At 73.4% G+C, this 23,129-nt stretch carries 21 protein-coding genes; 16 read left to right on the top strand and 5 right to left on the bottom strand.

What is annotated here, in order from left to right; all coding sequences use genetic code 11:
* The first annotated feature begins 103 nt into the window (after nt 1-103).
* Nucleotides 104-781, top strand: a complete 678-nt coding sequence (locus H1D33_RS12405) for a DUF6891 domain-containing protein (RefSeq protein WP_181567916.1) — start codon at nt 104-106, stop codon at nt 779-781.
* Here H1D33_RS12405 and H1D33_RS12400 read toward each other — a convergent pair.
* Nucleotides 770-1,732: a hypothetical protein gene (locus H1D33_RS12400; protein ID WP_181567917.1), complete on the bottom strand. Its 963-nt coding sequence runs from the start codon at nt 1,730-1,732 to the stop codon at nt 770-772. The two genes, H1D33_RS12405 and H1D33_RS12400, sit on opposite strands and share 12 nt — an antisense overlap.
* Before the next feature lie 172 nt (nt 1,733-1,904).
* Here H1D33_RS12400 and H1D33_RS12395 point away from each other — a divergent pair, with 172 nt between their 5' ends.
* Genes H1D33_RS12395 through H1D33_RS12365 form a run of 7 tightly spaced genes read left to right on the top strand, consistent with a single transcriptional unit; the run spans nt 1,905 to nt 8,520 of the window.
* The gene (locus H1D33_RS12395) at nt 1,905-4,739 is read left to right on the top strand and encodes a Na+/H+ antiporter subunit A (protein WP_181567918.1); all 2,835 of its coding nucleotides are present in this window, start codon (nt 1,905-1,907) and stop codon (nt 4,737-4,739) included.
* Nucleotides 4,736-5,200, top strand: coding sequence for a Na(+)/H(+) antiporter subunit C (locus tag H1D33_RS12390; protein WP_181567919.1), 465 nt, complete (start codon nt 4,736-4,738; stop codon nt 5,198-5,200). The genes H1D33_RS12395 and H1D33_RS12390 overlap by 4 nt, the downstream gene beginning before the upstream one ends.
* A complete protein-coding gene (locus tag H1D33_RS12385; RefSeq protein ID WP_181567920.1) occupies nt 5,197-6,768 on the top strand; it encodes a Na+/H+ antiporter subunit D in 1,572 nt (523 codons plus the stop codon). Before H1D33_RS12390 ends, H1D33_RS12385 begins: the two co-directional genes overlap by 4 nt.
* A complete protein-coding gene (locus tag H1D33_RS12380) occupies nt 6,765-7,370 on the top strand; it encodes a Na+/H+ antiporter subunit E (RefSeq protein WP_181567921.1) in 606 nt (201 codons plus the stop codon). Before H1D33_RS12385 ends, H1D33_RS12380 begins: the two co-directional genes overlap by 4 nt.
* A complete protein-coding gene (locus H1D33_RS12375; protein ID WP_181567922.1) occupies nt 7,367-7,630 on the top strand; it encodes an MrpF/PhaF family protein in 264 nt (87 codons plus the stop codon). The genes H1D33_RS12380 and H1D33_RS12375 overlap by 4 nt, the downstream gene beginning before the upstream one ends.
* Complete coding sequence (gene mnhG / locus H1D33_RS12370; RefSeq protein ID WP_181567923.1) at nt 7,627-8,052, top strand: monovalent cation/H(+) antiporter subunit G; 426 nt, start codon at nt 7,627-7,629, stop codon at nt 8,050-8,052. Before H1D33_RS12375 ends, mnhG begins: the two co-directional genes overlap by 4 nt.
* 42 nt (nt 8,053-8,094) lie before the next feature.
* The gene (locus tag H1D33_RS12365) at nt 8,095-8,520 is read left to right on the top strand and encodes a cold-shock protein (protein WP_414685538.1); all 426 of its coding nucleotides are present in this window, start codon (nt 8,095-8,097) and stop codon (nt 8,518-8,520) included.
* Here H1D33_RS12365 and H1D33_RS12360 read toward each other — a convergent pair.
* Nucleotides 8,517-9,560 carry a polyprenyl synthetase family protein gene (locus H1D33_RS12360; protein WP_181567925.1) on the bottom strand — a complete coding sequence of 348 codons (1,044 nt, stop codon included), beginning with the start codon at nt 9,558-9,560 and terminating at the stop codon, nt 8,517-8,519. The two genes, H1D33_RS12365 and H1D33_RS12360, sit on opposite strands and share 4 nt — an antisense overlap.
* Nucleotides 9,561-9,567: 7 nt before the next feature.
* The gene (locus H1D33_RS12355; protein WP_181567926.1) at nt 9,568-9,978 is read right to left on the bottom strand and encodes a hypothetical protein; all 411 of its coding nucleotides are present in this window, start codon (nt 9,976-9,978) and stop codon (nt 9,568-9,570) included.
* Nucleotides 9,979-10,141: 163 nt separating this feature from the next.
* Between H1D33_RS12355 and H1D33_RS12350 the strand changes: the two genes are divergently transcribed.
* The 5 genes from H1D33_RS12350 to H1D33_RS12330 all read left to right on the top strand — a co-directional run bounded on the left by H1D33_RS12350 (nt 10,142) and on the right by H1D33_RS12330 (nt 15,374).
* Nucleotides 10,142-11,104: a hypothetical protein gene (locus H1D33_RS12350; RefSeq protein WP_181567927.1), complete on the top strand. Its 963-nt coding sequence runs from the start codon at nt 10,142-10,144 to the stop codon at nt 11,102-11,104.
* Nucleotides 11,105-11,186: 82 nt separating this feature from the next.
* Entirely contained in the window at nt 11,187-12,740 is a 1,554-nt protein-coding gene (locus H1D33_RS12345; protein WP_181567928.1) for a phenylacetate--CoA ligase family protein, read from the top strand.
* A 3-nt stretch (nt 12,741-12,743) separates the two neighbouring features.
* Complete coding sequence (locus tag H1D33_RS12340) at nt 12,744-13,184, top strand: DUF4188 domain-containing protein (protein ID WP_181567929.1); 441 nt, start codon at nt 12,744-12,746, stop codon at nt 13,182-13,184.
* A complete protein-coding gene (locus H1D33_RS12335) occupies nt 13,181-14,263 on the top strand; it encodes a GNAT family N-acetyltransferase (RefSeq protein ID WP_181567930.1) in 1,083 nt (360 codons plus the stop codon). Before H1D33_RS12340 ends, H1D33_RS12335 begins: the two co-directional genes overlap by 4 nt.
* 1 nt (nt 14,264) lies before the next feature.
* Nucleotides 14,265-15,374, top strand: coding sequence for a nitroreductase family protein (locus H1D33_RS12330; RefSeq protein WP_307755401.1), 1,110 nt, complete (start codon nt 14,265-14,267; stop codon nt 15,372-15,374).
* On the opposite strand, the gene H1D33_RS12325 is transcribed toward H1D33_RS12330, so the two are convergent.
* On the bottom strand, nt 15,314-16,354 hold the full coding sequence (locus H1D33_RS12325) for a LacI family DNA-binding transcriptional regulator (RefSeq protein WP_181567931.1): 1,041 nt from the start codon (nt 16,352-16,354) through the stop codon (nt 15,314-15,316). The genes H1D33_RS12330 and H1D33_RS12325 overlap by 61 nt on opposite strands.
* 405 nt (nt 16,355-16,759) lie before the next feature.
* Between H1D33_RS12325 and H1D33_RS12320 the strand changes: the two genes are divergently transcribed.
* From H1D33_RS12320 to H1D33_RS12310, 3 genes are read left to right on the top strand one after another with little or no spacing between them, the layout of a single operon-like run.
* On the top strand, nt 16,760-18,148 hold the full coding sequence (locus H1D33_RS12320) for a glycoside hydrolase family 43 protein (RefSeq protein WP_181567932.1): 1,389 nt from the start codon (nt 16,760-16,762) through the stop codon (nt 18,146-18,148).
* Nucleotides 18,149-18,159: 11 nt separating this feature from the next.
* The gene (locus H1D33_RS12315; RefSeq protein ID WP_181567933.1) at nt 18,160-19,446 is read left to right on the top strand and encodes a CE1 family esterase; all 1,287 of its coding nucleotides are present in this window, start codon (nt 18,160-18,162) and stop codon (nt 19,444-19,446) included.
* A gap of 22 nt (nt 19,447-19,468) precedes the next feature.
* Nucleotides 19,469-22,291, top strand: coding sequence for a glycosyl hydrolase family 95 catalytic domain-containing protein (locus tag H1D33_RS12310; protein WP_307755400.1), 2,823 nt, complete (start codon nt 19,469-19,471; stop codon nt 22,289-22,291).
* Between the two features lie 63 nt (nt 22,292-22,354).
* On the opposite strand, the gene H1D33_RS12305 is transcribed toward H1D33_RS12310, so the two are convergent.
* Nucleotides 22,355-23,071, bottom strand: a complete 717-nt coding sequence (locus H1D33_RS12305; RefSeq protein WP_181567935.1) for a hypothetical protein — start codon at nt 23,069-23,071, stop codon at nt 22,355-22,357.
* Nucleotides 23,072-23,129: the final 58 nt, after the last annotated feature.

Here is a 23,129-nt window from a genome sequence, read left to right as displayed (position 1 = left end):
TCGACCGGCGCCGCACCCGACCGGCATCGGCGAACACCCGGATCCGACCCTGAGGTTCGGGGTCCGGGCCGGGTTGTCACAGGCGCATGTGAGGATCCTCGCCGTGACCGACTGGATCTACAACGACCGCCCCGAGGGCGCGCGGTTCCTCACCGACCGGATCGCGGAGCCGGGCCGTGCCCGGATCGAGGATGAGATCTGGAGCTGGGTGGTGCGGGGCGAGGACGACGCCGCCGAGTTCGTCGACTACTTCGACGACGAGGAGGACCGGCACGGCGCCACCGACGAGGAGCTCACCGCGGCCTACGGGTCGGCGCTCGCGGCGCGGCGGGAGCAACAGCGCGGGTGGGGCGCGGTGGGCAGCAACCTGACCCACGCGTTCGCCGAGCTGAACGAGGCCGGCGTGCTGGCCCGGGCAGACTTCAGTTGCTGCGGCACCTGCGCGTCGGCGGAGATCCACGACGAGCGGGACGACTCCCGGCACTGGCTGGGCTATGTGTGGTTCCACAACCAGGACACGGAGTCGCTGATCGCGAGCGCCGACGGCGAGGTCTATCTGGGCTACGGGGCCTACCCGCCGGCCGACTTCGACGAGGCCGCCTACGACGCGCTGCCGCAGGCCGAGCAGCAGGCCCGTTACCAGGCCGACCTGGAACGGCTGCTGGACGACAGGGTCTTTCCGGTGCTGCGTCGGCACGGCATGCGGGTGCAGTGGAACCGCCAGCAGTCGAAGCGCGTCCTGGTCACCGGCGCCCAGTGGTATGCGCCGCTACCTGCGTGACGCCGCCGCCGGGTCGACGACGAGCGCCGGGCCGACCCGCCGCTCACCTCCGGGCCCCTGGGTGAGCCGCTGCGCCGCTCGCGCCGGGTCGTCGTCGCGGACCATCTGACCGAGCATCGTCGCCGGGTCGTCCCGGTGTGCTTCGGCGACGACGGCGACGCGCCGGGCGGTGACCGGGGTGGGCGTCACCCCGTCGGCCGTGGCGGTCGACCCGATCGCCGGGCCCGCCGGCACCCCGGCGAGGCTCGCGTGGTCCCGGCCCGCGACGACGAGGTCCGGTGAGCCGCAGCGCGCCGCCTCCACCTGCCCGTCCCGGTCGACCTGGACGATCGTGGCGCGCAGGTGCCCGGCCGGCGCGATCTCGCGTACCACGGTGTCGAGTGCCTCGACCACCTGCGGCAGCGACCGGCGGGTCCGGCCGGCGTGACGGCGGAACGCCAGCTCGATCGCCCGCCGGCCGGCGGGCGTGGCCAGCGTGGGGCCGGTCACGGTGCCGACCAGGACGCGCAGCCCGCCTCCGCGCAGCGGGACGGCGGCGCCGATCTCGCCGGGCGTGCCGCAGATCGCCAAGGCGGCCCGGCCGGGGCCGGCCGGCATGGTGAACACCGCGACGTCCGGCGGCGTGGTGGCGCGCACCACCGCTGCCGACCGGCGGCGCCGCCGGGCCCAGGCCAGGGCGGGCGCCGCGGCCAGGGCGAGCGCGGACGCGACCAGCGCCGTCGGGTCGCTGCGGTGACCGGGCACGACCGGTACGACCACGGACGCCAGCACCAGCACCCCCGCCCAGGCCGACACCAGCGCGGCGACCCGGGGCCGGGCGGACACGCCGAGCAGGCCGGGCAGCAGCACCCAGCCGAGCGGGCTGCTGATCTCGGCGGCGCCCATCAGCATCGCGTTCCCGGTGGTGCCGGCCAAAGCGGTCCGCGTGGACAGCAGGGCCTTGCGGGGCATGATGCCGTCTCCTCGTCGTCTCGCCGGGCGGCGAGCCTATCCGGGAAACCTGGGTTCCTACCCGGCCCGGCCGGCGCCGATACGCATCGGCGGAGGTGACGCTCTCGACGTGGTCGATCCCGTCGACGCCGGTTAGGGTTGACTAACCGGATGTCGATCTTGAGGGGGATGTGTGCTGGTTCTGGTGGCGGTTCATGCGCTCGCAGCCGTGGCCGCCCCGGCGCTGGTACGCATCTGGGGACGGCACGCGCTCTACCCGCTGGCGGCCGTGCCCGCCGCGGCCGGGATCTGGGCACTGACCCGCACCGGCCAGGTGCGCTCGGGCACACCGGTCGTGGAGACCGTCACCTGGGTGCCGCAGCTCGGCCTGGACCTGGCCCTGCGGATGGGCACGCTCTCCTGGCTGATGGTGCTGCTGGTCGGTGGCGTCGGCGCCCTGGTGCTCGCCTACAGCGCCCGCTACTTCTCCTCCGACGACCCCGGTCTCGGCCGCTTCGCCGCGGTCTTCGTCGCGTTCGCCGGCGCGATGCTCGGCCTGGTGGTCGCCGACGACCTGCTGCTGCTCTACGTCTTCTGGGAACTCACCACCGTCTTCTCCTACCTGTTGATCGGCAGCGACCCGGCGAAGCGGGCCAGCCGGCACGCCGCGATGCAGGCGCTGCTGGTGACCACGCTGGGCGGGCTGGCGATGCTCGCCGGGTTCGTGATGCTCGGGCAGCACGCCGGCTCCTACCGGTGGTCGGAGATGTCGCAGAACCTGCCCGACGGCGGCTACCTCACCGTCGCCCTGGTGCTGATCCTGCTCGGCGTGACCAGCAAGTCGGCGATCTTCCCGTTCAGCTTCTGGCTGCCGCGCGCGATGGCCGCGCCCACACCGGTCAGCGCGTACCTGCACGCCGCCGCCATGGTGAAGGCCGGCGTGTTCCTGGTCGCGCTGATGGGGCCGGCGGTGGGTCAGGCCACCGCCTGGCGGGTGGTGCTGGTGGCCGGCGGCCTGGTCACCCTGTTCCTCGGCGGTTGGTCGGCGCTGCGGCAGACGGACCTGAAGCTGTTGCTGGCCTACGGCACGGTGAGCCAGCTCGGCCTGCTGATGGTGGTCCTCGGCGCCGGCACCCGGGACACCGCGCTGGCCGGCGCCGCGATGGTGCTGGCGCACGCCCTGTTCAAGGCCACCCTGTTCCTGGTCGTCGGCGTCGTCGACCACGTCGCCGGCACCCGCGACCTGCGGGAGCTGAGCGGCCTGGGCCGGCGGGCGCCGGCGCTGGCGGTGGTCGCCGGGCTGGCGGCGGCCTCGATGGCCGGGCTGCCGCCGCTGGCCGGCTTCGTCGCCAAGGAGGCGGCGCTTGAGGCGTTCCGGCACGGCGGCGCCGTCGACCTGGTGGTCCTCGCCGGGCTGGTGGCCGGCTCGGCCCTGACCGTCGCCTACACGGGGCGCTTCCTCTGGGGCGCGTTCGCCGGCAAGCCCGACGTGCCCGACACCCGACCCGGGCCGCTCGACCGGGCGTTCGTCGCGCCCGCGGCGGTGCTGGCGGTCGCCGGCCTGGCCGTCGGCGTCCTCGCCCCGGCCGTGGACCGGGTGCTCGCGCCGTACGCGGACCAGTACCCGAGCACCGACCCCGGCTACCACCTGGCGCTCTGGCACGGCCTGACCCCGGCGCTGGGGCTGTCCGCGCTGGCCGTCGCCGCCGGCGTCGCGCTGTTCCTGCTGCTGCACCGGCGTCGGCCGCGCCTGCCGCGCCTGCCCTTCGACGGCGCGACCGGCTACGACCGGATGGTCGCCGCCGTGGACCGCGCGGCGGTGGAGCTGACCGGCGCCACCCAGCGTGGTTCCCTCCCGTTCTACCTGGGCGTCATCCTGCTGGTGCTGGTCGTCCTGCCCGGCGGCGCGCTGCTGGTCGGCGTGCCGTGGTCGCAGCGCCACCAACTGTGGGACACGCCGTTACAGGCCGCCGCCGGCGCGGCGATCGTGGTGGCGGCGGTGGCGGCGGCACGGGCCCGGCGCCGGCTGACCGCGATGATCCTCGTCGGGGTGACCGGCTACGGCACGGCGCTGATGTTCGTCCTGCACGGCGCGCCGGACCTGGCGCTGACGCAGTTCCTGGTGGAGACCGTCACGATCGTGATGTTCGTGCTGGTGCTGCGGCGGTTGCCGAGGAAGTTCTCGGCCCGCCCGATGCGCTCCAGCCGGCGGGTGCGCGTCGCGCTCGGCGTGGCGGTCGGCGTGGTCACCGCCGGCATGGCGTACGTCTCGGCGGGCGCCCGGGTGGCCACGCCCATCTCGGTCGGCTTCCCCGAGGAGGCGGTGTCCTACGGCGGGGGCAAGAACGTGGTCAACGTGACGCTCGTCGACATCCGGGCCTGGGACACGATGGGCGAGATCGCGGTGCTGGTGGTGGCCGCGACCGGCGTGGCCAGCCTGATCTTCCGCCGCTCCCGGGCGCTGGACATGCGCAGCGGCATCCCCGGCGCGGGCCGGCAGAGTTCGGTGCGCCCGCGCTGGCTCACCGGCGGCGCCACCACGCGTGCCCAGTCGGTGATCCTCCAGGTGGTCACCCGGCTGCTGTTCCACGCGATCCTGCTCTTCTCGATCTACCTGCTGTTCTCCGGCCACAACCAGCCCGGTGGCGGGTTCGCCGCCGGGCTGGTCGCCGGGCTGGCGCTGGCCGTGCGCTACCTGGCCGGCGGCCGTACCGAACTCAACGGCGCGGCGCCGGTGGACGCCGGTCGGGTGCTCGGCGCGGGGCTGTTCGTCGCCGTCGGCACCGGGGTCACCGCGATGCTGCTCGGCGGTGAGTTCCTGCAGAGCGCGATGCTCGACCTCCACCTGCCGGTGCTGGGTGACGTCCACTTCGTCACGTCGGTCTTCTTCGACGTCGGCGTCTACCTCATCGTGGTCGGCCTGGTGCTGGACATCCTGCGCAGCCTGGGCGCCGAGATGGACCGCCAGCAGGAGGTCGACCAGGACGAGAGCGCCCCGAGCGACGTACGGGAAGAGGAGTTGGTGTGAGCCCGAACCTGGTCTACGTCGTGGTGGTCGGCGTCCTCTTCGCCGCCGGGGTGACGCTGCTGCTGGAGCGCAGCCTGACCCGGGTGCTGATGGGGGTCATCCTGCTCGGCAACGGCGCGAACCTGCTGCTGCTCACCGGCGGGCGGGCCGGCGGCCCGCCGATCGTCGGCACCACCGCCGAGGGGGAGATGGCCGACCCGCTGCCGCAGGCGATGGTGCTGACCGCCATCGTCATCACGCTCGGCATGACCGCGTTCCTGCTCGCCCTGGCCTACCGCAGTTGGCACCTCAACGGGCACGACGAGGTGCAGGACGACGTCGAGGACCGCCGGATCATGGAGCTGGCGGACCGGGACGAGGGTCCGGGCACGGCCGACCCGGAGACCACCGACCGGACCCCGGCGGCCGTGGCGCACGACGACCGGCCGGTGGCCGCCGGTGGGTCGGGGAGGACCCGATGACCTGGCTCGTCCCGCTGCCGGTGGTGATGCCGCTGTTCGGCGCCGCCCTGACGCTGCTGCTCGTGGGCCGGGCCCGCGCCCAGCGGTGGGTCAGCATCACCGTCCTCGCCGCCACGGTGGCGGTCGCGGCGCTGCTGCTGGTCCGCTCCACGCTCGACGGCCCGCTGGTGGTCGAGGTGGGTGGCTGGGTCGCGCCGCTGGGCATCGTGCTCGTCGCCGACCAGCTCGCCGCGCTGATGCTGGTGGTCTCCGCCGCGGTCACCCTCTGCGTGCTGGTCTACTCCATCGGGCAGGGCATGGCCGACGGCAACGAGGAGACACCGCTGTCGGTCTACCACCCGACCTATCTGGTGCTGACCGCCGGCGTGTGCAACGCGTTCCTCTCCGGCGACCTGTTCAACCTCTACGTCGGCTTCGAGATCCTGCTGGTGGCGAGCTACGTACTGTTGACGCTGGGCAGCACCGAGAACCGGATCCGGGCGGGCACCACGTACGTCGTGGTCAGCCTGCTGTCTTCGTTGATCTTCCTGGTGGCGATCGGCCTGATCTACGCGGCCACCGGCACGCTCAACCTGGCCCAGCTCGTCGACCGGCTGGACGCGCTGCCGGACGACCTGCGCCTGGTCCTGCAGGGCATGCTGCTGCTGGCGTTCGGCATCAAGGCGGCGGTGTTCCCGCTGTCGGCGTGGCTCCCGGACAGCTATCCGACCGCGCCCGCGCCGGTCACCGCGGTCTTCGCCGGCCTGCTGACCAAGGTCGGCGTCTACGCGATCATCCGCACCGAGACGCTGCTGTTCCCCGGCGGCCGCACCGCCGACCTGCTGCTGGTGATCGCGGCGCTGACCATGGTGGTCGGCATCCTCGGCGCGGTCGCCCAGTCGGACATCAAACGGCTGTTGTCGTTCACCCTGGTCAGCCACATCGGCTACATGCTGTTCGGGGTCGGCCTGACCACCGCGCTCGGCCTGTCCGCCGCGATCTTCTACGTGGTGCACCACATCACCATCCAGACCACCCTGTTCCTCGCCGCCGGCCTGGTCGAACGCCGCGGCGGCAGCACCGCGCTGGACCGGCTCGGCGGGCTGGCCCGGCTGTCGCCGGTGCTGGCGGTGCTCTTCTTCGTGCCCGCCCTCAACCTGGCCGGCATCCCGCCGTTCTCCGGGTTCCTCGGCAAGGTCGGCCTCGTGCAGGCGGGCGTGTCCGACGGCGGCGTGCTGGCCTGGGCGCTCGTCGCCGGCGGGCTGCTCACCAGCCTGCTCACCCTCTACGCCATCGCCCGGGTGTGGAACCTCGCGTTCTGGCGCGCCCCGCACCCGGACATGCCCGAACCCGGCGACGGCGTCCGGTCGGCGCGCACCGACGGCGCGGAGCAGCCGCACGACGACGCGGCGCCGTCCGGCGCGGCGCTGCCCCGGCTGATGACCGCCTCCACCGCCGCCCTGGTGGTGCTCGGGCTGGGGCTCACCGTGGTGGCCGGGCCGCTCTTCGACATCAGCACCGACGCGGCCGACGACCTGCTGCGCCGCGCCCCGTACGTCGAGGCCGTGTTCCCGGGGGGTACGCCGTGACCACTCATCCGCGTGCCCCGCTGACCCGACGCGTCCGGTGGCGCAACCGGGCCGTCGCGGTGACCGGACTGGTCACCGTCTGGGTGCTGTTGTGGGGCACCTTCACCTGGGCCAACGTGATCAGCGGCCTGGTGGTCGCGGCCGTGCTGCTGGTGGTCTTCCCGCTGCCGCCGGTGACGTTCGCCGGGCGGCTCCGGCCGGTGCCGCTGCTGCGGTTCCTGGCGCGCTTCCTGTGGGATCTCGTGGTCGCCTCCGCCCAGGTCGCCTGGCTGGCGGTCCGGTTCGGGCACACCCCGCGCGGGGCGATCATCGCGGTGCGGCTGCGGGTGAACACCGACCTCAACCTCACCCTCACCGCCGAGGCGCTGTCGCTGGTGCCGGGCAGCCTGATCCTGGAGGCCGACCGGGAGACCGGCACGCTCTACGTGCACGTCATCGGCGTCCGCACGCGCGACGAGGTGGAACGGTTCCGGCACGGCGTGCGGGAGCTGGAGGAGCGCGTCGTCGCCGCCGTCGGCTCGGCCGAGGAGCTGAGCCGGCTCCGCCAACCCGATCCCACCGGCCCGAGCGAGCCGGTCGACCTGGAAGGGGCACCGACGTGACAGTCGTCGCCGTGATCGTCACCGCGCTGCTCACCGTGGCCGGTGGACTGACCCTCGTCCGCATCATCCGCGGGCCGTCGATCCTCGACCGGGCCGTCGCCACCGACGTGCTGCTCGCGGTCGCGGTCGCCGCCATCGCCACCGAGGCCGCCTACAGCCGGGACGCCACCGCGCTGCCGGTGCTGGTGGTCCTCGCCATCGTCGGCTTCGTCGGCTCGGTCAGCGTCGCGCGGTTCGCGGCGCGGAGGGACCCGAAGTGACGGTCGACGCCGTCCTCGACACCGTCGCCGGCGTCTGCCTCGTCGCCGGCGCGCTGCTCAGCCTCGCCGCCGGCATCGCGCTGGTCCGCTTCCCGGACGTGCTGTCGCGGATGCACGCCGCGGCCAAGCCGCAGGTCCTCGGGCTGCTGCTGGTGCTGCTCGGCTGCGCGCTACGGCTGCGGTCCGGGGTGGACGTCACCACGCTCGTGCTGGTCGGCATGTTCCAACTGGCCACCGCGCCGGTGGCGGCGCACATGGTCGGGCGGGCCGCGTACCCCCACCACGACATCCGGCGGGACCTGCTGGTCACCGACGAACTCGCCGGCGACCTCGACCGGCTGCGCGCCCGGCGGACCGGCGGGCCGGAAGGAGCCGCGAGCCGTACGGCGGTGGGCACCCCCGGACCGGCGTCCGGTCGGTAGGCTGTCCACGGCGTTGTTTCTGGTTCGGGTGGTGGGGTGGTTGTGGTGGAAAGAGGCACGATCGTTCGTTTCGACGACGTTCGCGGTTACGGGTTCATCGCGCCGGCACGCGGCGGTGACGACGTGTTCGTGCACGCGAACGACTTCGGCGACCAGCGGCACACGGTCGCCGTCGGGATGAAGGTGAGCTACGAGGTCGTGCAGTCTGACCGTGGTCTCAAGGTCGCGAGCGTGACGCTGGACGCGCCGCCGGTGTCGCTGGGCACGGCGAGTCAGGCCGTGCCGGCGCGCGCCGCGTCCTCGCCGGTGGCCGACGACGAGTTCGACGTGCTGACCGTCGGGCAGTTCGAGGCCTCGTTCACCGAGCTGCTGCTGGCGAACGTGCCCACCATGACCGGCGCGCAGATCGTCCAGGCCCGGCGGGCGCTGGTCGCGATGGCCCGGCAGCACGGCTGGGTCGAGGACTAGCGGTTGCGCTCCACCACGTAGTCGGTCAGGTCGAGCAGGAAGCGGCCGTCTTCGGTGTCCGCCGCGGCGCCCAGCGCCTGTTCTCCCGCGCGTCGCGCGGCCCGCGCGAGTTGCCGGGCGCTGTCCCGCGCCGCCTCCACGCAGTCGTACGCGAGCAGGCGCCCGTGCAGCCAGCGCACCTCGGAGGCGGTGCGCTCCGCGCGGGTACGGCCCAGGAAGGCCGTCACCCGGTCGCGTTCGTCCGGGGTGCATCGGCGCAGGAAGTCGATCAGGATGAGCGTCCGCTTGCCCTCGAACAGGTCGCCCGCGATCTCCTTCCCGTAGCTGGCGTAGTCGCCGGTCAGGTTGAGCGCGTCGTCCTGGATCTGGAACGCGGCGCCCAGGTACCAGCCGTAGCGGTCCAGCACGTCGACCGCGTTCTCCCGGCCGGTGGCGACGAGGATGCCGGTCCGGCACGGATAGATGCAGGTGTACCAGGAGGTCTTCTTCAGGCACATCCGGTAGTAGTCGTCGGCGTCCAGGTCGCACGCGTTGTCGCGGATCCAGCCGATCTCGATCGCCTGGCCCTCCAACGAGTGGCGCATCATCAGCTCGGTCTCGGTGAACAGCCGCCAGGCGATCCCCGAGCCGAGCGCCGCCCGGTTCGCGGCGAGCCGCCGCAGCGCCAGCAGGTTCGTCATGTTGCCCACGTTCAGCGCCACGCCGACGCCGTACTCGGCGTGCAGGGTCGCGGCGCCCCGCCGCTGCTCGCTTTCGTCCTGGATGTCGTCGTGGATGAGGAACGCGTTGTGGAACAGCTCCACGGTCACCGCGGCGTTGAGCCCCACGACCTGCCCGCCGCCGAACGCCCGGCAGGTGGCGAGGCACATCGCCGCCCGCAGCCCCTTGCCCCACCGGCGCGGATACTCCGCGACCAGGTCGTAGAGGTAGCGCGGCCCGCCGTCGGGCAGGTCGTCGAGCAGCGCGTCGAGGGCGAGCCCGCGGTAACGCTCCAGCACGGCGGCCACGGACCCGCCGGCCACCCCGGTGGTCGGCGCCATCGCGCGGCTACCGGTCCGTCGTGCTTCTCGGTGCCGGCGGGGCCAGCCGGTCCGCGAGCCCGTTCGCCACGTCGGGCGCGAGCCGGGCGAGATTGAGTACGGTGTCCAGCGCGTCGTGCGCGTCCGACGTGTACCGCCGGATGACCTCGCCACGCTGGTCGTCCGCCATCTTCACCTGCCCGACCACGGTGTCGATCAGGGCGTGCCCGTCGGTGCGGACCCGCGCGACGAGTTCGTCGAACGCCTCCGGGTCCACCCGCCGGCTCTCGCTCAACTTCTCCTCGAGCCGCCGGGCACCGGCCAGCCCCGCCGCGAGTTCCTCCTCCAGCACGGTGGCCGCGTGGGTCACCGTCTCGGAGGTCTCCTCGGCCACCTTCTCGAAGCGCTCGTTCGTGCGCTCACGCTCGCCGTCTGTCATGGCCGAAGTGTCACCGGGCCGCTGGTGGCACGCCAGAAGAGTGTCGCGATGGTGACTCAGCGTCGCCGGTCGGCGGGTGGGCGACCGGACCGGCCGAGTCGGTCAAACCGGTGGCCGGGGCGCGGCGGGTCGGCGACCATGGTCGGATGACGCGGGACCGGGCATGAGGCTGCCCCTACAGGGTGGCCTGCCGCCGACGGAGGCGCCCACCGGCGCCGTCGTGGAGATCGCCTGCGACGAGTCGGGGTTCTCCGGCACCAACCTGCTCGACCCGGCCACCCCGCTGATCAGCCACGCCAGCGTCGACCTGACCGTCGAGGAGGCCACCCGGCTGCTCGCGTCCCTGCGCTCCGGCTTCCCGTGGTCGGCGCACGAGTTCAAGTCCCGGCAGTTCCTCCGCCGGCCGGAGGCGGCCGACGCGCGGGAGTGGTTCCTCGCCCAGTTGCGCTCACGGGCGCACGTGCACCTGGTCGACAAGCAGTTCTTCCTGGTCACCCGCGTGGTCGACCTGTTGCTGGAGGAGCCGTCCTACGCCGCCGGCACCCGCCTGGCCCCGGCGCGCCGGGCCGACGCGCTCGCGCTGCACCGGGCCTGCCGCGCCGCCGGTCCGGACGGGGACGCCTTCCTGGCGGCGTTCGTGGAGATGCTGCGGACCAAGCGGCGGGACCGCTCCGGCGACGGCAGCGTCGACCGGTTCTTCGCGGCGCGCGACGCGCTGCTGCGCCACGCCCCGGCCGACGCGGTGCTCCACGCGCTCGACCGGTCCCGGGTGGCCGACGTGCAGGCCCGGCTGTACGCCGAGGACCGGTCGATCCCGCCGCCGCTGGAACCGCTGCTGCCGGCGCTGGCCGAGACCGTCCTGTTCTGGAGCGGCGGCCGGCGGCGGGTGCTGGTGACGCACGACGAGCAGAGCGCGCTCACCGCCGACCGGTTGCGCCGCCTCCAGCGGGCGCTGGCCGAGGGCGGCGGACTGCCGGCGGGGGAGTCGCCGCTGGCCGGGCTGGTGATGACCGACTCCCGCGACGACCCACGGGTGCAGGTCGCCGACCTGTTGGCCGGCGTGGCCCGGCGGATGCCGGGCGGCGTCGACGACGGCCCGCGCCGGCCGCTGCTCCCGTCGCCGTAGCCGCCGCTGGGTACCCGTACTCAGCCCGATTCCCGTCCCACGGCTCAGGTGCCGGCGCCGCCGCGTCGGCAGGATCCTTGTCATGGCCGAGACACTGCACCGACCCGCCGCCCTGCGTACCGTCGAGATGTCGTTGCCGGGGGAGGAGGCCGCCGGGCGCACGGTGGCCGCGCTGGTCCGGCTGGTCGGCCGGCATCCGGCCGGGTGGCGGTGGCTGGCCCGGCGGCATCACCCGGTCCTGGACCGGCTGGCCGAGGCGAACGCGCGGTCGGTGTGCGTCCGTGCGGCCCGGCGGGTGCCGGCCTACCGATCGTTCCTGCGGGCCCGCCCGGTGGGCGTCCGCCGCCGGCTGCGGGACTTCCCGGAGACCGACAAGCTCGGGTACGTGGTGGGCCACGACGCCGCCGCGCGGTGCTGGCGGGGGCGGCTGCCGGAGCGCGGGGTGGTGGTGGACGAGTCGGCCGGTTCGTCCGGCCGGCCGTTCAACTGGCCGCGCGGCGAGCGGGAGCTGCGGGCGGTGCACCGGGACATCGTCGGCTACACCGGCCTGGCGTTCCCGATGCGTCGGCCGTTCGTGATCAACGCCTACTCGATGGGTGCCTGGGCGACCGGGACCACGACCGGCGCGGCGATGGCCCGGATCGCGGTGGTGAAGAACACCGGCCCGGACCTCGGCAAGATCATCGACACGTTGCGCGAGTTCGGGCCGGACTTCGACTACCTCGTCACCGCGTACCCGCCGTTCCTCAAGCACCTGCGGGACCGGCTGGACGCCGAGGACTTCCCCTGGTCGCGCTACCGCATCTTCGGTAGCTGCGGCGGCGAGGGGATGACCGAGGCGCTGCGCGACTACCTGGAGCAGCGGTTCGTCCGGGTGCGCTCGGCGTACGGGGCGTCGGACCTGACCATCGGCATCGGCGCGGAGACCCGGTTCACGGTGTGGCTGCGGCGGCGGCTGCGCACCGACGCCGCGCTGCGCGCGGAACTGCTCGGCGCCGGTGAGCAGCGGCTGCCGATGGTGTTCCAGTACAACCCGTTCGCGACCTGGTTGGAAACCAACGAGCGGCGGGAGCTGGTCTGCACCGTGGGCAGCCCGGACGTGCTGCAACCCCGGCTGCGCTACAACGTCGGCGACGAGGCGGTGCTGGTGCCGTACCGGCGGATCGCCGAGCTGGCCGCGGACGACCCGGTGCGCGCGGCCGAGTTCCGCACCGCGGTGGCCGACGAGCGGATGACGCTGCCGGTGCTGCTGCTGTTCGGCCGGCGTGACTCCACGGTGTCCTACCTGGGCGCGAACCTCTATCCGCAGGACGTCGAGTACGGCCTCTACAGCGGCAACCCGCACGCCGCCGCGATCAGCCGGTTCTGCCTGGCGCTGGTCGAGGACGAGGCGCTGGAGACCCGGCCGGTGATCCACGTCGAGCTGCGCGGCCCGCTGGCCGCCGCGGACCGCGCGGCGCTCGCCACCGCCTGCCGCGACGGGGTGCGCCGACACCTCACCTCGGTCTCGCGGGACTTCGCGCAGTCCCTGGTGGAGGACCCGACCGCCGGTGACCTGCGGGTGGAGTTGCACGACCCGGGCACCGGCCCGTTCGCCGGCCCGCAGAAGATCAAGAACGCCTACCTGGTGAGGTGACCCATGCGTACCCGAGATTTCTCCCTGGCCCCGGCGCAGGCCCGCGCGGGCGCGATGTTCATCGGCGGCACCCGGTACGCGAACCCGCTGGTGCTGCTGCGACTGGCCCCCGACTGGTTCCGGATGGTGCGGGACATGCGCCGGATGTCCGGCTACCGCTGGCACACCGTCTACTGGCAGTTCCCGCTGACGTTGGGCACGATCGCGTTCTTCGCCGACCGGGACGCGATGCTGCGCTTCGCCCGGACCCGGCACCACCGCAAGTTGATGGCGTGGCTGACCGACGGCAACCGCAACGCGACGGCCGGGTTCATCCGGCTCTACAGCGCCGACCCGGACGGCTACTCCAACGGGGCGTGGCGGGCCGAGGACGGCGCGATGGGCCACATCGAGGAGTTCACCCCGCTGGGCGTGGAGACGGCCGGGCCGGCGGTGCGTCGGTGAGCGGGCACCGGTTCGAGCGGGTCACCGGCCGGCGCGCGCTGACCCAGTTCCTCGCGTTCACCGACCGGCTCTACGCCGACGAGCCGCGCTTCGTGCCGACGCCCCGGCAGCAGATCCGCCGCTGGTGGGGCGAGGGCGTGCCGATGTACGTGCTGCGCGACGCCACCGGCGCGGTGGTCGGGCGGACCACACTGCACACCGACGCGGACCTCGACGCGAAGGTGGGCCGCCGGTGCCAGTTGTTCGGGCTCACCGAGTTCACCGCGCCGGCCGGCCCGGCGCTGTTCGACGCGATCGACGCGCACGCCGCCGCCGACCGGGAGCTGCTGTTCGGGCCGGTGGCGCTGCTGCCCAACCAGGCCGGCGGCGTGATCACCGACGGCTACGCCGACCGGGGTTTCGTGGACAGCGCCTGGAACCCGCCGCGCTACCCGGCCGCCTACGAGGCGTACGGGTTCGCCCGGCGGTTCGTCTCGGACACCTGGATCTGCCCGGTGCCGCCCCCGGTCGGTCCGGCGCCGGCGCTCGGCGCGCAGCCCGACGGCGCGCGGCTGGAACTGCACCGGGGGAACGTGCGGCGCCTCGACGAGCAGCTCGACCTGCTGCGCGGGATGCTCAACGACTCGTTCGCCCAGCTCGGCTACTACACCCCGATCTCGGCGGCGCAGTTGCGCCGGCAGACCGACGGGTTGGCGTACCTGCTGGACGAGTCACTGCTGCTCTACCTGACCCGGGATGGGCGACCGGTCGCGTTCGTGCTCTGCGTGCCGGACATCAGCGAGTTCCTGGTCCGGGTGCGCGGCGACCTGAACCCGGTCAACCAGGTGCGGCTGCTGGCGACCCGTCGCCGCCACCGCCGCGAGGCGGTGCTGATCATCAAGGGCGTGCGGCCGGAGTTCCAGGGCCGCGGCTACCAGCGGCTGCTCGCCGCGCACCTGCACCGCAACCTGCACGCCGGCGGCTACACCACGCTGCGCAGCACCTACGTCGGGCGGGACAACCCGGCGTCGGCCGCGCCGTACCGCCGGCTCGGCGGCCGGCCGCTGCACGGCTACACCTTCTACGCCAAGGAGCGCTGACATGGACCTCGCCGCGTTCCGCGCATTGGAGCCGCTGTGCTGGCGGGCCCCGAGCGCGCACAACACCCAGCCGTGGCGGCTGCGCTACGAGCGCTGGGCGATCACCGTCGGCTGGGACCCGGCGGACGCGCTGCCGGCCGGCGACCCGACCGGGCGGGACCTGCGGCTGTCCCTCGGCGCGTTCGTGGAGACCTGCCTGATCGTGGCCGCCGACGCGGGACTGCGACTGGACTGGGTCGCCGACCACGACGACGCGGAGCATCGGGTGGGCCGGCTGCGCCCGGCGCGGCAGCCGTACCGGACGCCGTTCCACGCCGGCGACGTGGCGGACCGGCGTACCCACCGGGGCCGGTTCACCGACGGCCCGGACGCCGGGTTGCTGACCGCCGTCGACGAGGTGGCCCGGCAGGCCGGCGGCGCGGTGCACGTCGTCCCGGCCGGGCGGCTCGGCGCGCTGCGCCGCGTCGCCGACCGCCGGGTGTACGCGGACCCGGCGGTCACCGCCGAGCTGCGGCGCTGGTTGCGCCTGGACCCGGCGCGGCCGGAGTACCGGTCGGACGGGCTCAGCGACCGGTGCCTCGGGTTGTCCCGCCCGGCGGCCGCCGGGCTGCGGGCGGCGCTGGCCGCCTATCCGGTGCTGCGCCCGTTGGGGCTGCCCCGCCTGCTCGCCGCCGGCGACGACCCGCTCGCGCGCGGCGGCACGGTGCTGGCGCTGGTCGCGCCGCCCGACCTGGACGCGGCCGGGCAGGTCGAGTTCGGGCGGGTGCTCATGCGGATGTGGCTGACCCTGCACGCGGCCGGCCTGGCCGCGCACCCGTTGAGTCAGCTCGTCGACGTCGGCGCCACCCGCGACGCGATCGGCGCGTCGCTGGACGTCGCGCCGGAGCGGATCCTGCACGTCACCCGGGTAGGTCGGCCGGTGGCGCCGGCGCCCCGCTCGGCCCGCCGGGTCGGGCCCGGCGGGGGAGCGCGGAGGCGCTCCGTGGCGGCGCGGGTGGGCCAGGCGTTCGGGTCGGGGACGCGGCCGGCGGGGGCGGGACCGCCCGGGCATCATCGCGATGACGGCGGCGCGGTGCTGCCCCGCACGACGAGCGTGGTGCCGAGTTCGTAGCGCTCCTGGGCCGGGGCGTGGCCGTCGGCCATGGTCAGGGCGAGCCGGGCGGCGGTGGCGCCGATCTCGGCGAACGGTTGCCGCACCGTGGTCAGCGGCGGCGCCAGCCAGGCCGCCTGCTCGACGTCGTCGAAGCCGACCACGCTGAGGTCGTCCGGTATCCGCAGGCCGGCGTCGCGGGCGGCCGCGTAGACGCCCATCGCCTGGAGGTCGTCGCCGCAGACGACGGCGGTCGGCGGGTCGGGCCGGGCGAGCAACTGGGTGGCGAGGTCGCGGCCGCTCTCGAAGGTGAACACGCCGTGCCGTTCGAGGCTCTGGTCGAACGGGACGCCGGCGTAGTCCAGCGCGGCCCGGAAGCCGTCGGAGCGGGCGCGCGCGGACAGGTCCCGGACCGGTCCGGTGAGCACGCCGACGCGACGGTGGCCGAGGTCGAGCAGGTGCCGGGTGGCGGCGAGCGCGCCGCTCCAGTTGTTGGACCCGACGGCGGGCGTGGGGAACAGGTCGCCGACCGGGTCGATGGCGACCAGCGGTATCCCGTCGGCCGTGAACCGTTCGCCGTCCTCGGCGGTGACCAGGGAGAGCACGGTGATGACGGCGGTCGGCTGCCGCGCCAGCAGTTGGTCCGCCCAGGGCAGCCCGGCCGACACGAGCCGGTGCACGTCGGTGAAGCCGACGGTGTGGTCGTGGGCGCCGGCGACCTCCTGGACGCCGCGCAGGATCTGCATGGCGATCGAGGAGAGCATCTGGTGGAAGACCACCTCGACGCAGAGGGCCGCGCCGGTGCTCTGTCGCCGCCGGTAGCCGTGGTCGCGCAGCAGCGCCTCGACCCGCTGCCGGGTCTGCTCGCCCACCCCGCGCCGGCCGTTGAGGACCTTGGAGACGGTGGGTGGGGACACCCCGGCGAGTTCGGCGATCGTCGCGAGGGGAAGGTCGCCGCGCCGTGGTTTGCGCAGGTGCGGACGCGGTCCTTCTTCGATCACCAGGGAAGTCTATGGCCGGCGGCGCGGGGGCGAGTCCGGGCCGATTCGGCCGGCTGCGAAAGGTTATCGATAACATTTCGCGCTTCGGGCTGTGCCGCCGGCTGACCGGCGATCGGAAGGAACTTTCGCGAAACCTCCGCGCCATGTCTTGACGCTGGACGGTTCCATCCATGAGAGTCCATATAGGCAGATGTGGCGCGCGGTCGGGAGCCCGGGGCGCCGGCAGGTCGCGAGGCGTGTGTGGATGGATGCCTGGGCAGCATCCTGTTAGCGCTAACAGCGATCGTTGACGCCGATCACCAGAAGCCGCTCGACGGTCCGGCCCATGCCGTCCGTCCATCCCGAGCAACCGCGCACTCCGACCAGTTCACGCGATCCGGCGTGACGGCAGAAGGGTTCCGATTCGTGGCGATCAGTCGACGAGCACTCATCAAGGCCGTGGCCGCCTCCGGCGCGCTCACCGCAGCGTCGGTCACCGGCCTGCCCGGCGTCGCCTGGGCGGCCAACACCGCCTACGCGATGGCCTACTTCACCGAGACGCCGAACTTCCAGGGCGCGGACTACGGCCTGCACCTGGCGGTGAGCCGGGACGGTCTCCACTGGACGCCGCTGAACCAGAACAACCCGGTGGTCACCCCGACACAGGGGCAACTGGGCCTGCGGGACCCCTTCGTGCTCCGCAAGCAGGACGGCACGTTCGTCATCCTGGCCACCGATCTCAAGGGCACCAACTTCGGCCTGAACAGCCAGTACCTGCACGTGTGGGACTCCCGGGACCTGACCAACCTCACCGGCTACCGCCGGATCCGGATGCACACCTTGCCCGCCTCGCACACCTGGGCGCCGACGGCGTTCTGGGACGCCAACCGCGGCCAGTACGGCATCGTCTACTCCTGCAACAGCGGCGGCGACGTGCTGATGGTCAACTACACCAGCGACTTCGTCACCGTCGGCCCGCAGCAGGTGTTCTTCAGCCCCGGCTTCGGCGTGCTCGACGGCGACGTCGTGGTCGACGGCGGCACCACCTACCTCTACTACAAGAACCTCTCCACCGGCCTGCTGTACGGCGCCCGCTCCTCGACCGGCGCGCCGAACAGCTTCACCACCTACACCAGCGGCCTGCGGCAGGGCAACGCGATCGAGGCGCCGCTGCTGGTCAAGAACAACGAGGGCAGCGGCTGGCGGCTGTGGGGCGACTCTTTCAGCCCGGTCAACGCCGACTACTACATCTGGTCCACCGCCAGCATTGGCGGCAACTCGTGGACCGCGCTCAACCAGCGCGACTACACCCCGCCGCTGAACGCCAAGCACGGCTCCGTCGTCGGGATCAGCGACGCCGAGTACACCGCGATGGTCTCCCGGTGGGGCACCCCGAACTGGGTCCGGCTCAAGTCGTCGAACCTGCCCGACTCCGTGGTGCGGCACAGCAACGGCGTCGGCCGCCTCGACGCCTACCCGTTCGACCCCTACCAGGACCAGATGTGGCGGATGGTGGCCGGCCTGGCCGACTCCACCGCCGTGTCGTTCGAGTCGGTGAACCGGCCGGGCAACTTCCTGCGGCACTACAACTACGCCATCCGCCTCGACCCGAACGACGGGTCGGCGACGTTCCGCGCGGACGCCACCTTCCACCGCACCGCCGGCCTGGCCGACGGCGCGTGGACGTCGTTCCGGTCCTACAACTTCCCGGACCGCTACCTGCGCCACGCCAACTACCTGCTGCGCATCGACCCGCTCAGCTCGGCCTCCGGCGCGAGCGACCGGCAGGACGCCACCTTCCGCATCACCCCCTGAGGAGTCACCTGATGTCGAGACACGCAACGAGATTCGGGTCGGTCGCGGCCGCGATCCTGCTGGCCCTGGGCATGGGCGCCGCCGTGGTCGGCGGCGGGCTCGCCGGCAGCGCCCGGGCCGCGGACGTCGGCGCGGCGGCCGCGACGGCCGGCTGCGGCAAGGCCCCCACCCTGGGCAACGGCACCTACACCATCACCAGCAGCGGCAAGAACCGCAGCTTCATCCTGAAGCTGCCCGACTCCTACGACCGCAACCGCCAGTACCGGCTCGTCTTCGGGTTCCACTGGTGGGGCGGCACCGCGGTCGACGTGGCGACCGGCCAGACCGTGCAGCGCGACGTGTGGTCCTACTACGGCCTGCTGCGGCTGTCGAACAACAGCACGATCTTCGTGGCGCCGCAGGGCCTCGACAACGGCTGGGCCAACTCCGGCGGCCAGGACGTCACGTTCGTCGACGACATGCTCCGGCGGATCGAGGGCGACCTGTGCGTCGACACGACGCAGCGGTTCTCCGTCGGCTTCAGCTACGGCGGCGGCATGAGCTACGCCCTGGCCTGCGCCCGGCCGAACGTGTTCCGCGCGGTCGCGGTGCAGTCCTCACCCGGCACGCTCAGCGGATGCAGCGGCGGCACCCAGCCGATCGCGTACCTCGGGGTGCACGGCATCGGTGACAACATCGCCAGCGGACGTGCGCTGCGGGACCGCTTCGTCGCCACCAACGGCTGCACCGCGGCGAGCCCGCCGGAGCCCAGATCCGGCAGCCTGACCCACACGGTCTACAGCTACTCCGGCTGCCGGTCCGGCTACCCGGTGGTGTGGGCGGCGTTCGACGGCGGTCATATCGCCGCGCCGCAGGACGGCGCCGGCGGCGACAGCGGCACGCGGACCTGGGTCCCGGCCGAGGTGTGGAAGTTCTTCACCCAGTTCGCCGGCACCACGCCGACCCCGTCGCCCACCGTCTCGCCGACTCCGTCGCCCACGACCTCGCCGACCACGCCGGTTCCCGGCGGCTGCGCCGCCACCTACCGGACCGCCACCGAGTGGCCGGGCGGCTTCCAGGGCGAGGTCACGGTGACCGCCGGCGCCGCCGCCATCGGCGGATGGCGGGTCAGTTGGACGCTGGCCGGCGGGCAGAGCATCACCCAGCTCTGGGGCGGACGCAACGCGCCCTCCGGCAGCACCCAGAACGTCTCCAACGAGGCCTGGAACGGCAGCCTGGCGGCGGGCGCGTCCACCACGTTCGGCTTCACCGCCAACGGCTCGGCGACCACACCGTCCCTGACCTGCACCCGCGTCTGATCAGACGGACCAGGAGAAAGTCATGTCCGACGTGACCCGAAGAAACGTCCTCAAGGCCGGCGCGGTCGGGGCCGGCGCCGCGATGGTGCCGGCCGCCTGGAGCGCGACCGCCCGCGCCGGCTCCGTGGCGCCGCCGCAGGTGCTGGCCGCGAACGACCTGGCGCTCTGGTACGACGAGCCGGCCGGCACCGACTGGCTCCGCGCGCTGCCGATCGGCAACGGGCGGCTCGGCGCGATGGTGTTCGGCGCCGTCGACACCGAACGGCTCCAGCTCAACGAGGACACGGTCTGGGCCGGCGGCCCCTACGACTCGGCGAACACCCGGGGCGCGGCCAACCTGGCCGAGATCCGACGCCGGGTCTTCGCCGACCAGTGGACCTCGGCGCAGGACCTGATCAACCAGACCATGATGGGCACCCCCGGCGGCCAGCTCGCCTACCAGACCGTGGGCAACCTCCGGCTCGCCTTCGGCTCGGCCGGCGGGGCCACCCAGTACGTCCGGGCCCTCGACCTGACCACCGCCACGGCGACCACGACGTACGTCCTCAACGGGGTGCGGCACCAACGTGAGGTGTTCGCCAGCGCGCCCGACCAGGTGATCGTGGTCCGGTTGACCGCCGACCGGGCCAACTCGATCACCTTCTCCGCCACCTTCGACAGCCCGCAACGGACGACCGTGTCGAGCCCGGACTCGGCCACCATCGGGCTCGACGGTGTCTCCGGCGACCAGGAGGGGGTCAACGGCTCGGTGCGGTTCCTCGCGCTGGCCAACGCCGCCGCGACCGGCGGCACGGTCAGCAGCTCCGGCGGCACCCTGCGGGTGTCCGGCGCCACCAGCGTGACCGTCCTGATCTCGATCGGGTCCAGCTACGTCAACTACCGCACCGTCAACGGCGACTACCAGGGCGTCGCCCGCAACCGGCTCGACGCCGCCCGGAGCGTCGCCGTCGACCAGTTGCGCAGCCGCCACGTCGCCGACTACCAGGCCCTGTTCAACCGGGTGACGATCGACCTGGGCCGCACGGCCGCGGCCGACCAGACGACCGACGTGCGGATCGCGCAACACGCGAGCGTGAACGACCCGCAGTTCGCCGCGCTGCTGTTCCAATTCGGGCGCTACCTGCTGATCTCGTCGTCGCGGCCCGGGACCCAACCGGCGAACCTCCAGGGCATCTGGAACGACTCGCTGACCCCGTCCTGGGACTCGAAGTACACGATCAACGCCAACCTGCCGATGAACTACTGGCCGGCCGACACCACGAACCTGTCCGAGTGCTTCCTGCCGGTCTTCGACCTGGTCAAGGACCTGACGGTGACCGGCGCGCGGGTGGCCCAGGCGCAGTACGGCGCCGGCGGTTGGGTCACCCACCACAACACCGACGCGTGGCGGGGCGCGTCGGTCGTCGACGGGGCCCTGTGGGGCATGTGGCAGACCGGTGGCGCCTGGCTGAGCACGCTGATCTGGGACCACTACCAGTTCACCGGCGACCTCGGCTTCCTCCAGGCCAACTACCCGGCCCTCAAGGGCGCCGCCCAGTTCTTCCTCGACACCCTGGTCGTCCATCCGACGCTCAACTATCTGGTGACGAACCCGTCGAACTCGCCGGAGCTGTCGCACCACGCGAACGCCAGCGTCTGCGCCGGACCCACCATGGACAACCAGATCCTGCGGGACCTGTTCGACGCCGCGGCCCGGGCCGGCGAGGTCCTCGGCGTCGACACCACGTTCCGGTCCCAGGTGCGTACCGCCCGGGACCGGCTGCCCCCGAGCCGGGTCGGCTCCCGGGGCAACGTGCAGGAGTGGCTCGCCGACTGGGTCGAGACCGAGCGGACGCACCGGCACGTCTCGCACCTCTACGGCCTGCACCCCAGCAACCAGATCACCAGGCGGGGTACCCCGGCGCTGTACGAGGCCGCCCGCAAGACGCTGGAGCTGCGCGGCGACGACGGCACCGGCTGGTCGCTGGCCTGGAAAATCAACTTCTGGGCCCGGTTGGAGGACGGCGACCGCGCCCACAAGCTCCTGCGCGACCTGGTGCGGACCGACCGGCTCGCGCCGAACATGTTCGACCTGCACCCGCCGTTCCAGATCGACGGCAACTTCGGCGCCACCTCCGGCATCGCCGAGATGCTGCTGCACAGCCACGCCGGTGAGCTGAACGTGCTGCCCGCGCTGCCGAGCGCGTGGCCCACCGGGCGGGTCGCGGGCCTGCGTGGTCGCGGGGGATACACCGTCGGTCTGTCCTGGAGCGACGGCCAGGTCGACGAGGTCGCGGTCCGCGCCGACCGCGACGGCACGCTCCGGGTACGGTCCCGGCTCTTCACCGGCGCCTTCGCGCTCGTCGACACCACCGACGGCAGCACCCCGACCACCACCCGGCCGGAGGCCGACGTCGTCCAGCTCACCGTGCGCGCCGGGCACACCTACCGGGCGGCCCGGCCCGGCGTGACGCCGTCACCGACCCTGACCGCCACCCCCACACCCACCCCCACGACGAGCACGTCACCGACCCCGACGCCGACCACCAGCACGCCCGCCCCCTCGGGCGCCCGGGCGACGTACACGGTGACCGGCTCGTGGTCGGGCGGCTTCCAGGCCGAGGTCACCGTCACCGCCGGCGCGACCGCGATCCGCGGCTGGACGGTGTCCTGGACGTTCCCCAACGGGCAGGTCGTCAACCAGATCTGGGGCGGCACCCACACCCAGAGCGGCGCGAACGTGACGGTGCGCAACGCCGACTACAACGGCGCGCTGGCCGCCGGCGCGTCCACCACGTTCGGCTTCATCGGCTCGGTGACCGGCGCCAACAACCCGCCGACGAACCTCACCTGCGCCACGTCCTGAACGGAACGCGACGCGCCCCGGTCGTCCCCGGGGCGCGTCGCGCCGTGGACGATGCGCCGGCGGTCAGGCCAGCAGCGTCTCGCGCAGCCGCGCGCCCAGGTTGATCCGGCCGACCACCCGGGGGCCGGCCGGGTCGTACACGTCGATGCTGTGGTTGCGGCGCATCATCTCCCGCACCGCCGGCGGCAACCGGGGCGGGTCGTCCATCGCGGCGAGGACCTGCGCGGCGGTGTGGGTCAGCCGCTCGACCAGGGTGGTGCTGTCGGTGTCCACCCGCACCCGGCCGAACTCCCAGCCGGCGGTGGTGAGGTCGAGCACCTCGAACAGGCGGACCACGAACGGCTGCGGGTCGGTCACCCGGTCCAGGCGCTTCGCCCGGCCACCGACCACGGTGGCGGCGGCGGTCACCTGCGCGTACGGGTGCAGCCCGCTGGGCAGCGCGCCCAACGGCCAGCGCAACGAGGGTCCGGCCTCCTTCCACAGGGGCCGGTAGTTGCGGCGGTGCACCAGCAGCCGCCGGCCGGTGCGCCGGTAGACCTCCTGGGCCTGGAACTGGAGGTCGGCGTGGGCCTCCTCGGCGGCCTCGCAGACGATCCCGGCGGCCACCACCAGACCGTCGTCGTCGGACAGCAGCCGGCTGATCGCGTCGACCTGCTCGGGGAACCGGATCCGGGCGTGCGCGCCGTAGGAGTGCCGGACGTCGCGCAGCAGCTCCTGCTGGCGTCCCGGGTCCAGTTCGACCCCACCGCCGCCGCCCAGCAACCGCCGGAGCCAACCCATCGTGCCTCGCTTCCGTCGCCGTCTGCGGACCGGGCAATGCTAGTGCGTCGGGGGATGC

The organism is Micromonospora ferruginea (assembly GCF_013694245.2).
In the GTDB taxonomy this organism is placed as follows: Bacteria; Actinomycetota; Actinomycetes; order Mycobacteriales; family Micromonosporaceae; genus Micromonospora; species Micromonospora robiginosa.
This window is presented reverse-complemented; position numbering and strand designations above follow the sequence as displayed.

Coding starts and splice junctions, on each gene's coding strand:
- H1D33_RS12400 (WP_181567917.1), bottom strand. CDS start 1,732: ATGCCCCGCAAGGCCCTGCTGTCCACGCGGACCGCTTTGGCCGGCACC.
- H1D33_RS12385 (WP_181567920.1), top strand. CDS start 5,197: ATGACCTGGCTCGTCCCGCTGCCGGTGGTGATGCCGCTGTTCGGCGCC.
- H1D33_RS12360 (WP_181567925.1), bottom strand. CDS start 9,560: ATGGCGCCGACCACCGGGGTGGCCGGCGGGTCCGTGGCCGCCGTGCTG.
- H1D33_RS12355 (WP_181567926.1), bottom strand. CDS start 9,978: ATGACAGACGGCGAGCGTGAGCGCACGAACGAGCGCTTCGAGAAGGTG.
- H1D33_RS12350 (WP_181567927.1), top strand. CDS start 10,142: ATGAGGCTGCCCCTACAGGGTGGCCTGCCGCCGACGGAGGCGCCCACC.
- H1D33_RS12345 (WP_181567928.1), top strand. CDS start 11,187: ATGGCCGAGACACTGCACCGACCCGCCGCCCTGCGTACCGTCGAGATG.
- H1D33_RS12340 (WP_181567929.1), top strand. CDS start 12,744: ATGCGTACCCGAGATTTCTCCCTGGCCCCGGCGCAGGCCCGCGCGGGC.
- H1D33_RS12330 (WP_307755401.1), top strand. CDS start 14,265: ATGGACCTCGCCGCGTTCCGCGCATTGGAGCCGCTGTGCTGGCGGGCC.
- H1D33_RS12315 (WP_181567933.1), top strand. CDS start 18,160: ATGTCGAGACACGCAACGAGATTCGGGTCGGTCGCGGCCGCGATCCTG.
- H1D33_RS12310 (WP_307755400.1), top strand. CDS start 19,469: ATGTCCGACGTGACCCGAAGAAACGTCCTCAAGGCCGGCGCGGTCGGG.
- H1D33_RS12305 (WP_181567935.1), bottom strand. CDS start 23,071: ATGGGTTGGCTCCGGCGGTTGCTGGGCGGCGGCGGTGGGGTCGAACTG.